An 11906-nucleotide genomic window follows, 5' to 3' on the forward strand; every position below is an offset into this window, starting at 1 on the left:
GTTACTCCGGCACAGAGTTCAGGAAGTCGATCAGGGTTTTGTTGAAGATCTCGGGCTGTTCCATGTTCAGCATGTGCCCGGCCTTGTCGATGATCCTGCTTTTGCAGCCGGGCAGGCCGTCGATGAGCACCTTTGCCACCTCCAGGGGGGCGGCGCGGTCTTCGGCTCCGGCCAAAACCAGCGAGGGGAGCTGGAAAGATTTGAGGTCCTCCACGTAATCTTTCCTGTCCCGCATGGCTAGGAGTCCCCCCGCCAGCCCCTTGGGGGCGGCGTTGCGCATCCAGGAGGTGACCAGGGCGATCAATTCGGGATTGCGCTCAGCCGTTTCGGTGGCGAAAAGCAGTTCCGCGAAGATCTTTATGACCGGGTTCGCGCCCAGCCGCTCGGCCTCGGCGGCCATGGCGCTTCTGCGCGCTCGTCCCGCCTCGTCGTCCGCGTTGGCGCGGGTGGCGATGAAACAGGCGGCGCGGACCCGGTCCGGGTAGCGTTCCATGAGGTTCAAAAGGACGTAGCCACCCATGGACATGCCGCCCACCACGGCCTTCTCGATGTCGAGTGCATCGAGGAGTCCGACGATGTCGTCGGCAAAGAGGTCCATGCTGTAGCCCCCTGCGGGGGCGTCGCTGGCTCCAAAACCGCGCAGGTCGGGAGCTATGACGCGGAAGCCGGCCTCGGCTATGGGCGTCAACTGCGGCTGCCACATCTGGCGGTTAAGCGGAAAGCCGTGGATGAGCATCAGGACGGGGCCGGTGCCAACGTCATCGTAGGCGAGGTTTATATCATCAATAGTGATGTTCATGGTTGCTCCTTAGTGGTGGGAGTTGGGACAAGCTGATGCGAGTCAGGCTGTGGTTCCCCAGAGACGGCCGCGCAGGCCGGACCTTCTGACCACCCGCCGCTCCACGCTGGTCAGGAAGAGGTCGTTGGTGGCGAGCACTTCCGCTGACTTTTTGGCACGGGTGATGGCGGTGTACAGCAGCTCCCGCGTCAACACCGGGTTGTCGCGGTCGGGGAGGACCAGGAGCACCTTCTCGAATTCGGAGCCCTGGCTCTTGTGCACGGTCATGGCGAACGCGCACTCGTACTCGGGGAGCCTGAGCGGCAGCACCTTCCTCATCCCCCCGGAACCGGAAGGGAAGAAGGCGCGCAGCTCTCCGCCGTTCTCGGCGTCGGGGAGGATCAGGCCCACGTCGCCGTTGAACAGCCCCAGGTTGTAGTCGTTCCTGGTGATCATCACCGGTTCGCCGGCGTACCAACGTCCGTGGGGATGAATCAGCCCGGCCTGTGCCAGTCGCTGCCGCACCAGCTGGTTGATCCCCTCGACCCCGTACGGGCCGCTGCGCATGGCGCACAGGATACGGAACCGGCTGAACTGTTCGAAGGCCTCCTCCGGCGTTTCCTCCGCCAGGTAGGCGCAGTAGCCGTCGGTGATGCGCTTGGCAAGGGCCTCGGCAAGGCCGGCGGCGGGGGGGAGCGAGGCCAGCGAGACATCCGCAAGGGCGGGGTCTATCGAGGCCGCCAGGGCGCCTTGGGCGTCACCCGCGTTGACCAGGGCGGCGACCCTGCCGATGCCCCCTGCGGACGAGAAGCGATAGCTCTTTTGCAGCAGCACGACCGCGTCGCCGAGCGGGCCGAGCCCGGGCTGGACCTCGACCGCGTCACCTGCCACGTCTGCGGCGAGTTTCGCGAATTCGGGGGAGAAACCGTGCGCGCCGCCGGTGTCGCACATGTCGCCCAGAACGGCGCCGGCCTCGACGGAAGCGAGTTGGTCCCGGTCACCCAGGAGGATCAGGCGGGTGTCCTGCCGCAGCGCACAGACCAGCTTCGCCATGAGCGGCAGGGAGACCATCGACGCCTCGTCGACGATGACGACGTCGTAGGGGAGGGGGTTGTCGCTGTTGTGGCGGAAGCCGCTGGAACCCTTGAGGTAACCGAGCAGCCGGTGCAGGGTGAAGACCTCCTCCGGGATCAGCTCGCGTACCGCCGGATCGGCCTTGTCTACCCCTCCGGAGATCGATTCCTTGAGGCGCGCGGCGGCCTTGCCGGTGGGGGCCGCCAGGGCGATGCGGAGGGTGCTCCCGGCTCCGGCGGCCTGGGCCTGCTCCAGCAGCAAGGAGAGCACCTTGACCACGGTCGTGGTCTTGCCGGTTCCGGGTCCGCCGGAGATGACGCAGAAGCGCCTGGTGACCGCGGCCAAGGCGGCGAGGCGCTGCCAGTCGGTCTCGCCCTGCGTGGGGGGGAACAGGCGCGCGAGCCCCTGGCGCAGCTGTTCGCGGTCAAACGGCGCCGGTTCTCCCCGGTTCAGGATCGCCTCGGCCAGTTCGTTCTCGTAGCGCCAGTAGCGCTGCAGGTAGAGGCGGCCCGTGGGGTCCAGTATGAGCGGTTTGAACTCCCCGGGGGCGCCGACTGCGGGCGAGGCTTTCAGTCGGTCGCACCAGGTCGCCGCCGATTCCAGGCGGAACCCTGCAGCACGCCCATCCTCCAGCGCGGTGTCGAGATCGAGGCAGACGTCGCCCGCGGTAACCCCACGGCTCAACAGCGCGGCGGCCGCCTCCAGGTGCTGGTCGCGGCTCCCCGCCAGGCGGCAGATGAACGCGGCGAACTGCCTGTCTATGTCGTTGAGTTGAACTCCTTCAGGAGTCATGGCATCACCTAAAATCGTCTAACAGGGATACAAGGGATACAAGGATAGAATCAGGAGTGTTCATCCCTTTCATCCCCTTCTTCCCCGTTAATAAAGGTCAAGGCTCAATTGCCCCACCACTTCGGCCTTCTTTGACTTTTTGCCGGCCGCACCTCGCGCGGGCCAGCCAGTTGAAGCTATGGCCGGCGCGGAGAGCACCGATTCCGGCAGCAGTACCCCGGCAAGTTCCTGGATGAACTCCTTGGGCGGCCGGTCGGCGAAGACGCCGTTGCCGGTGCCGTCGACGCCGCGCAGGAACAGGTAAAAAATACCCCCGAAATGCCGGTCGTAATCGTAATCCGGGATGCGCAGCCCCAGGTAGCTGTCCAGCGCCACGGTGTAGAGGAGGTACTGCAGCGGATAGAAATTTGCCTCCATCCCCCTTTTCAGCGCCCCCCTCCCGTAATCCCCGGGGGTGTTGCCGAGGTGGTTGGACTTCCAGTCCACGATGTAGTAGCGCCCGTCCTGCTCGAACACGAGGTCGATGAAGCCGAGCAGCATCCCCCGCACCGGCGCGAAGGAAAGATGGTTGAACAGTTCCGCCATATCCACCGGGAACGCGGCCGCCGCGCCATGTCGGGCCATGAAGCGCGCGACCGACTCCTTGAGGCACTCGGAGGTGACCTGGGCCAGCGGGAAGAAGAATTCCAGCTCGGTCAGCCGCCGCTCCAGGGGGACCTGCGCCAGGGTGATCCCTTCGTCTCCCAGCGGCGCCTGCAAGACGTTCAGCACCATGTTACGCACCGCGCCGCTCCAGTCCGCGGAAAAGCCGTGCTTGTCCAACTGGTCCTCGACCAGCGGAGCGAGCAGGTGCTCGGCCTGGGTGAAGTCCAGGTCCTCGAAGATCTTGTGCAGGAAGATGCCGGCCTTGGCACCCTTGGGGAAAGCGAAGATGCCGGTCGGCTCGACGTCGCGCACCGGGTTTTCCTCGACCGGGGTGGTCTCGTCGCGGTCGGGCAGTTCGGCGGTGTGATACTGGCGGCTGGAAAGGGAGGTGAAGCTCGCCACGCGCCAGTCGCGGGTGATGGTACCGGTGAAGCGGGCCGCTGCCAGCTCGGGCAGCTGATCGTCGCCGGCATGGAAGCCGAGCAGGTCGGCGGCCGGCATCACCAGTTGCTCGATGCTTCCGGCGGAGACCGCGGCAAGCTCTGCGAGCCGTTCCCTCATGTCCTCATCGGAGAGTGTCACCTGCCCCTTCGCGGTCTCCTGGTCCGGGTGCAGCAGGTAGTGCAGCGAACTGTCGCCGGCGTCCTTGAAGGCTCCCCAGATGACGTAGGTGCGATGCTTGCCGCGGGTGAGGGCGACGTAAAGCAGCCGCAGGCTCTCGGCCAGCGCTTCCTGTGCGGCCTTTGCCTTGCTCTGCTCCAGATCCTCCGAGCCGATGTCCAGCACGACCTTGCCGTTGTCGTCGTGGAAGAGCGCCCCCTCGTCCTTGCCGCTGACTTCGGCCCAGCAGAAGGGGAGGAAGACGATGGGGTACTCGAGCCCCTTGCTCTTGTGGATGGTCACCAGCTGGACCGCGGCTTCGTCGGTCTCCAGGCGGACCTCGTACTCCTCCTTCTTGGGCTCCTCGGTGATGCGGCAGGAGAGCCAGGCGACCACCCCTTCCATCCCCAGCCGCTCCCTGACCTGGGCCTGGTGGATGGTCTCGATGGCATGCAGCACGTTGGTGAGGCGCCGCTCCCCCATCGGCCCGGACAAGAGCCGCTGCCGCACCTTGCGCCGCTCCAGGAACTGCAGCGCCATCGCCATGCAGGAAGCCGAGTTCCACGTGTCGTGGTAGCCCCGGAACTCCTCCAGGATTTCCTCCCACCTCTCCTCGTCGTGGACCAGTTGTGCGAGCTCAGAACCGGTGACCCCCACGAGGTCGGTGGCGAGCGCACCGCGCAAGAGCGCCTCGTGCCCGGGCTGGGCCACCGCCGAGAGCAGCCTCAGCAGTTCCGCCGCCTCGTCGGTTTCGAAGAGGTTCCCCGCGCTGCAGAGGACGCTCGGGATCCCCCTGCGGCTCAAGGCCTGCTGCATCAGCCTGGCCTGCCGGTTGGCCCGCACCAGGACCGCCACGTCGCGGGGGCGAACCGGCCGCGGCACCCAGCGCTCCTCCTCGCCCTCCTGCTTGAGTTCCTCGATGGTGAGGTTCCCCGCCGCGCCGCCACGCAGGATGCGGGCGATCTCGGAGGCGACCGTTTCCGGGAGCAGGTCCCACGCCTCCCCCTTGTTGATCGGCTTGCCCTCCTCCTTGCGCGGTGCGAACCAGAACTTGAGCGGCGCCGTCCGTTCCCCCCGCTCGGTGAGGATGCTCCGCTCCTTCGGTGCCGCCTCGACCTCGTTGAAGCCGATCTTCTCGTGCAGGAACGGGAGCTCCCGCGAGGTGAAGAGCTTGTTCACCGCCGTGATCAGTCCCGGCTCGGACCGGAAGTTCTGCAAAAGGGTGTGGCGTTTTTCGGTCGCGTCGGCCGCCCCCAGGTAGGCGAAGATGTCGGCGCCGCGGAAGCTGTAGATGGCCTGCTTGGGGTCGCCGATCAGGAAGAAGGGGGCCTCGTATCCCACCGGGTAGATCGCGTCGAAGATGGCGAACTGGACCGGGTCGGTGTCCTGGAACTCATCGATCAGTGCGGCCTGGAAGCGCTCCCGGATCAGCCGCGGCAGCGTCGAGCCGGCGCGGGTCAGGGCGGCATGGAGGTCGCCCAGCAGGTCGTCGAAGCAGCGCACGTTCTTGAGCCGCTTTCTCTTGGGTAGCTCGGCGCGCAGGTAGTCGAAGAAGTTGCGCTTTAATGCAAGGAGCCAGTCGGCGTCCCCCTCGGTGTCGGCCGGGGGATCCGGGATGACGGCGGCGTAAGGATCGCTGCAGACCCTCTTGGCCAGCTTGAGCAGGGAGTCCGGCGAGATCTTGGCCCGGTCGGCCGCGGCGATCCTGTCGACGGGCTCGCCGTAGCAGTTGATGCGCCAGTAGTCCTGTGCGATCTCCTTGAGGATCTTTTCCTGGTCGGTCAGAAGTTCGGTGTCGCACAAAGAGCCGCTCTCGAAGGGGTTGTCCTGCAGCATCCTCTGGCAGAAACCGTGGATGGTGAAGATGGCCGCCTCGTCGAAGCTGCGCACAGCGCTCGCCAAAAGGCGCCGCGCCTTGGCGGGGTCAGGTGTCCGCTCCAGGAGTCCCGCGATCAGGAAGTCGTCGCTGTTACCGGTCTCGAAGGAGGTTTCGGCGTCCTTGAGCTTCTGCCGGATGCGCTCCTTGAGCTCCTTGGTGGCGGCCTCGGTGAAGGTGACCACCAGGATGCGCGACACGTCGAGCTCCTCCTCGACCACCAGGCGCAGGTACACGCCGGCGATGGTGAAGGTCTTGCCGGTGCCGGCACTCGCCTCGATCAGGTTGCGCCCGGCAAGCGGGGTATGTAGGAGGTCGAATTTCTTCATTTGGTATCCTCCCTCTCCCTGCGGGAGAGGGGCGGGATGAGGGCAGTCGGCAACCTATCCCTTCGTGGCGTCGCCCTCACCCGGCCTACGGCCACCCTCTCCCACAGGGAGAGGGGTAGGTGGGGATAGTCGTTACTTCTTCCTGCCGCTCTTCACCAGGTTGTCCAGGATAGGGTCCCAAACCGCGCGGGCCAAGGCCTGGAACTCCTCGTCAAGCGGGGGAACCTCGCCGAAGCAGCGGCGGCAGTACTCGTCCTTGACGTCTCCCTTCTTGTACTCGCTGCCCTGCCAGGCCGCAGCGGCGGCGCCGAGAGCCTTGGCGGCGTTTTTCGGTTCGCGGGCGTTTTTCACGTACTCGAACGAGGTCTCCGGGAAGAACTTGAGCGGGTGACTCATCCCCTGTTGGTAGAGCTCCAGGAGCCGGTTCAGGTGCCCTTCGCTGTCGTCGATGGCGGGGAGGTTGACGGTGCTCTTCGCGGCGACGAAGGTGCTCTGCAACGGGTACCCTTCGGCCTGTACGCAGTTGAGCGCCAGGTGCTCGACCCAGAGCCGCAGTTGGTCCTTCGGCTTCAGGTCGGTGTAGCGGTAGCGCACCATCCGGTCGCTCCCCAGGTTTTCGAGCCGCCCGATGATGCGCCCGGCAGGGAGCCTCAGGTCGATGTCCAGGGGAGGGAGCGGCTCCCCGGCGGCCATCTCGCTCACCTTCGCCGCGAATTCCGCCGCCGGCTCGCCCAGCTTCTGGTAAAGCGCGGCGCCGCAGACACCGGGGGGGAGATCGCCGCGGGCGCAGGCTACGGTCAAGGGGACTTCCAGCCCCTCCCCGCGCAGCACCGCCGCCACGATTTCCTGCTCCAGCTGGTACTTCTCCAGGGATCCCAGCGCGAACGGTTCCACCTCTTCCAGCGGGTCATCCCCTTCCACTATGCGGACCCCCAGCCTGCGCCGCAACAGCTCCTTGGACGGGTTGCACAGGAAATCCACCAGGGACTTCAGGGTCACCGTCGACGACTCCTCCCACGGGGGGAGGGGGGTGGCCAGGAACGGCACGGGGGGGGCGGGGGGCAGGAGCTTCGCCGCGGCGCCGGCGCAGTTCTGCTGGGAATAGCTGAAATGCCCGTTGTCGCCGGTAAAGTACCTGGGGCTGAAGGGCTGCAGCGGGTGGCGCCGCGACTTCCCCGCGGGTTTCCCCTCGGAGGTTACGAAGCACCTCCCCAGGTAGTCCTGCAACTCGCTGACCAGCACGCAGGGGGGGAGTTCCGCGTTGTCCTTGATGCCCTGTCCCACGTAGCTTATGTGCAGCCGCTTCCGGGCGGAGAGGAGCGCCTCCAGGAACAGGTACCGGTCCTCGTCGCGCGGCGAGCGGTCACCGGGGCGGTGCTCCCTGGTCATCAGGTCGAACCCCTGGGCGGGGTTCTTGCGCGGGAACTGCCCCTCGTCCATGCCGATCAGGGCGACTACCGGGAACGGGATGCTCCGCATCGGGAGCATGGCGCAGAAGGTGACCCCGCCGGTCAGGAAGCCGAGACCCCGCTCCGAGCTCCCCAGTTGCTGTTCCACCCAGTAGCGCACCACCTCGATGCCGATTTCTTCCTCGAAACCGGCCTGGCTGCCGCACTCTCCGAGTTTCTTCACGATCTCTATCAGGGAGAGGAGTTCGCGCTCCCCCTCCTGGTCCGGCAGGATGAAGTCGTCCAGGATCCGGCGCAGCACCGGCACCCACTCCGCAACCCGCCTGGGGCGGGAGAGTCCCTGCGTCTCGGCAAAGAGTTTTTCGCAGAAGGAGAGGAAGCGTCCCAACACCAGCGCCACGCCCCCCTCCATGTCGTCGAACGGGAGAATCTCGTTGTAGAAGGAGCGGCCGTCGCCGTTCATCGCGTAACCCAGGAGCAGCCGGTCCAGCCCGGCCGACCAGGAGTTCTCGTGGAAAGGGGGGACGCCATGCTCGGCGCGCTGGGCGGCGTCGATCCCCCACCTGATGTTGGCCCCCCTGAGCCAGTCGCGCACCGTCTCCAGGTCGTCCTCGTTGAGCCCGAAGCGGCGCGCCACCGGCGCCGATTCCAGGATGTCCAGCACGGTGGCCACCCCGTAGCGGCCGCCGCACAGCCCGAGGATGGCGAGCAGCGCCTGGGCCCCCTCCCCCTCGTTTTTGAGGCTGCGGTCCGCGATGGAGTAGGGGATGCGCTCGGCGCCGGTCTCGGGGTTGCCGAAGACGGCGGAGATGTAGGGGGCGTAGCTTTCGATGTCCGGGGTCATCACCAGCACGTCTCGGGGGGAGAGCGACGGGTCTGCGTCGAAGATGGAGAGGAGGGTATCGTAGAGCACCTCGACTTCCCGCATGGGTGAGTGGCAGGAGTGCACCTCGAGGGAGAGGTCGCCCGCCTCGACCTCGCGCACGCCCGCGTCGGCGCCGCGCAGCTCCACGATATCGGCCTGGACCTCGTGCAGCAGCGAACCCTGCGGGAGCTCCGAGAAGCTGTCCTGCCTGTCGTGCTCGCCGCAGCCGTCGATGATGGCTGCGAAGAAGTCGCGTCCGAGCTTCCCCCAGGAGGCGAGCAGGGGATTCCCCGTCTCGTACCACTGCTCCGCGCCTTCTCCCTGCTTCTCGAGCCGTGCCAGCTCGCGCTCGGAGACGATCTCGCCCCAGTACTGGCGGCATGGGTTCAGCAGGAACAGGTTTACCTCGGCGTGCCGGGCGAGGCGGGCCAGGACCTCGAGATGGAACGGCGGAAGCGACGGGATGCCGATCACGGAGATGCGGCGCTGGTCGGGGAGCCGGCCGCCGGCCAGCGCCTTGCGGAACTCGTGCAGCAGGCGGGCGCGGTGCTTCTGCGAGACGTCCCCGCTGAGGGCGCGCCAGAGCTGCGCCTGCCAATGCTCTTCCTTTCCCTGCTCCCACTCCATGAGCTTTTCGGGGCGGTAGACGGTGTAGCGGTCGAAGGTGTCCGCGACGCGCTGGGCAAGCTGCATCCGCTTCAGCCCGTCCGCGTCGTCCGAGAGGTATCCCGCGATCTCCTCGAAACCGGGCTTTCCCCCCGCCTGCTGCAAGAGCCCCAGGATTCTCCAGGTCATCACCTCGGGTGAGAACAGGGGGGCCTGCTCCGGCGCGTCCGGGAGCACCTTGGCGAAGACCTGCTCCACGAAGCGGTTGGGGAAGAGGAACTCCCCGTTGGCCCAGACGCCGATCCGCGCCGCCAGCTCCATGGAAAGCCAGCGCTGCATACCCTTGCTTTGCACCACGATCAGTTCCTTGTCGAACGGGGTGCAGGGCGCGCGACGCGGCGCGCGGACCACCTTCTCCAGGCGGTCCACCAGGTGCTCCATCTGGTTGCTGGTGTGGATGTACAGGGGCATCGATCCTCGTGGTGCGGGGGGATACGGGCTTTTCCGGGGGGGGAGGCCCCAGCCCCGCGGATTGGAAAACATATCATATCCTCCCGCGACTGTCTCGGTGAAAAGAGGCCTGCGGGCGGCGCTGTGCCCCCTTCCGGGTGCTTGCATTGCGCGCCGCTTTGGATATATTTTGTCTTTGTGTTTCCTAATTAATGGCCGGTTCCGCCTCGTTGTCCCTTCACCGTCGACTCGCCGGTCCGATGATCCGGGCCTGCGCGGCATGCAAAGGAGAGGTCATGAAGCCCTTCATCGAGGAGGCCCTCGCACGCGCTTATTACCAGATGAAGCCTTGGATGTCGCGTCGGTTTCAGATCATGCTGCGCAGCGTAGTGGCGAAGTACAAGCGCTACATCTTTCAAAATGTCTGGCCCATCGATCCCGAGGCGGGCGCCACGCCTCCGGGGTTCCGGGGGTGGCCGGACGGGAGACGGTTTTCCGTGGTGCTGACCCACGATGTCGACACGGCGCGCGGCGTGGCGCGCTGCGAGCAGCTCATGGCACTCGAGCAGGAGCTCGGTTTCCGCTCCTCCTTCAACTTCGTCGCCCATGACTACCACCTTCCCCAAACGCTGAGGGAGAAACTGGTGTCCTATGGCTTCGAGGTGGGGGTGCACGGCCTGGAACATAACCGGAAGCTCTACGAGTCGCAGCAGACCTTCGAAGAGCATGCGCAGCAGATCAACGATTACCTGAAGAAATGGGGTGCGGTCGGCTTCCGCTCCCCGTGTGTCTATCACAACTTCGAATGGCTGCATCGGCTGGACATCCTTTACGAGGCATCCGCTTTCGATACCGACCCCTTCGAGCCGCAATCCGACGGGCTGAAAACGATCTTCCCGGTGCACCAGACCAAGGTCAGGGGAAGGGAATACGTGGTGCTCCCCTACACGCTCCCCCAGGACTTCACCATGTTCATCCTGTTCCGGGAGAAGGACATCCGCATCTGGAAGGAGAAACTGAGCTGGATCGCTGACCGCGGCGGAATGGCCCTGCTGATCACCCACCCCGACTACATGAGTTTCGACGGCGACGTTGGCTATGACGAATACCCGTGCGAGCTGTACCGGGAACTGTTGCACCATATCGCGACGGAGTACGACGGGCAGTACTGGCACCTGTTGCCCCAGGAAATGGCCTCCTTCTGGAAGCAGAGCGTCACCAGGTCCTAGGAGGGACGGTGCTTCCGGGCAGGCAGGAGCGGCCGGGGCTCCAAGGGGGGCGGATGAGTATGTTCAACTGGCTCCTGGTACTCAACACGGCTTACGTTCTTTTGCTGGCCGCCATCACCCTTCTCAACAGGCTAGGCCCGGACCGCTTCTGGGTGGCCGCCTTGAACTTCTACCTCCCCCAGCTCATCTGGGCGGTTCCGGGGCTGCTGCTGGCCCTTGCCGCCTGTCGCAGCGCGAAGCTCCTGGTGTGGGCGCCGCTTCTGGGCGCCCTGTGGGTTATGGGGCCGGTCATGGACTGGCACTGGGCCCTGCACAAGGTCTGGGCGGAGTCCCCTCTGAAGCTGCGGGTGATGACCTGGAACGTCAAGTACGGCAAGCGCGACCTGATGCCGCTCGTTGAGGAACTGGAAAGAAGCCGTCCCGACATCATCCTGTTCCAGGACGCGGTCGATGCAGGTGGCGGCCCGCTGTCCGACTACCTGGCCGGGTGGCAGATGCACAACGAAGGGCAGTACCTCGTCGCCAGCAGGTTTCCCATCTCCGATGTCGAGGTCCATGATCTCCCCTACCACGAGAGGAAGGGGGAATCCTTCCTGCGTTGCCGGGTGCAGGTCGGCTCCCGCGACATCACCCTTTACAACGTCCACTTCAAGACCCCCAGAAGAGGCCTGAACGCCTTCCGCAAGGCGCGGCGGGGCGCCTGGTACATCCCCAAGGCAATCGACCGCTTCGAGGCCAACGTGGATACGCGCCTCAGGCAGGCACAGGCGGTGTCCGGGTACCTGGCACGGGAAAAGGGGGAGGTGGTCGTTGCCGGCGATTTCAACTCGCCTGATCACTCGCTGGTCTGTGAGACCCTGAGGAAAGCAGGCCTCATCGACGCCTTCGCCCAGGGGGGGAGGGGGTACGGTTACACCTACGGGCACTTCCTGCTCAAGAACAAGGTGCCCTGGTTGCGGGCTTCCTGGATGCGCATCGATCACATCATGACCACTCCCGGGATCAAGACCCAGCGTTGCTGGGTAGGAACCCGCAGGGCCTCCGATCACCGTCCCGTCATAGCGGATTTCATCCTCAGTGATGCCCGTTAGTTTCCTTTTGTCATACCCGTTACTGTTTGCACTTTTCCACAGATAGTGCTAGTTATGGACGTTCCGTCAATGCGAAACCGTGAAGACCGCGGCATCCCACCGATCATACTCTCCACACGTATCGTAGCTGACATCCCGGTACCTCTCCCGAAGATACGCAAA

General features: G+C 65.4%; 6 protein-coding genes. 2 read left to right on the forward strand and 4 right to left on the reverse strand.

Translation table 11 applies throughout. The features are described from left to right. Window position 1: 1 nt before the first annotated feature. The 4 genes from KP003_RS00445 to recC all read right to left on the reverse strand — a co-directional run bounded on the left by KP003_RS00445 (window position 2) and on the right by recC (window position 9445). Window positions 2-799 (reverse strand): alpha/beta fold hydrolase, encoded by a 798-nt coding sequence (locus KP003_RS00445; protein ID WP_216790149.1) that lies wholly within the window; start codon window positions 797-799, stop codon window positions 2-4. Between the two features lie 42 nt (window positions 800-841). Continuing rightward, the gene (gene recD, locus KP003_RS00450) at window positions 842-2644 is read right to left on the reverse strand and encodes an exodeoxyribonuclease V subunit alpha (protein ID WP_216790151.1); all 1803 of its coding nucleotides are present in this window, start codon (window positions 2642-2644) and stop codon (window positions 842-844) included. An 87-nt stretch (window positions 2645-2731) separates the two neighbouring features. After that, on the reverse strand, window positions 2732-6094 hold the full coding sequence (recB, locus tag KP003_RS00455) for an exodeoxyribonuclease V subunit beta (RefSeq protein ID WP_216790152.1): 3363 nt from the start codon (window positions 6092-6094) through the stop codon (window positions 2732-2734). 132 nt (window positions 6095-6226) lie between these two features. After that, on the reverse strand, window positions 6227-9445 hold the full coding sequence (gene recC / locus KP003_RS00460) for an exodeoxyribonuclease V subunit gamma (RefSeq protein ID WP_216790154.1): 3219 nt from the start codon (window positions 9443-9445) through the stop codon (window positions 6227-6229). Window positions 9446-9720: 275 nt separating this feature from the next. Between recC and KP003_RS00465 the strand changes: the two genes are divergently transcribed. Together KP003_RS00465 and KP003_RS00470 are read left to right on the forward strand one after the other, a co-directional pair. Further along, window positions 9721-10653 carry a polysaccharide deacetylase family protein gene (locus KP003_RS00465; RefSeq protein ID WP_216790155.1) on the forward strand — a complete coding sequence of 311 codons (933 nt, stop codon included), beginning with the start codon at window positions 9721-9723 and terminating at the stop codon, window positions 10651-10653. Between the two features lie 53 nt (window positions 10654-10706). Continuing rightward, on the forward strand, window positions 10707-11744 hold the full coding sequence (locus KP003_RS00470; protein WP_216790157.1) for an endonuclease/exonuclease/phosphatase family protein: 1038 nt from the start codon (window positions 10707-10709) through the stop codon (window positions 11742-11744). Window positions 11745-11906: the final 162 nt, after the last annotated feature.

Source organism: Geomonas diazotrophica, from assembly GCF_019063885.1.
GTDB lineage: Bacteria > Desulfobacterota > Desulfuromonadia > Geobacterales > Geobacteraceae > Geomonas > Geomonas diazotrophica.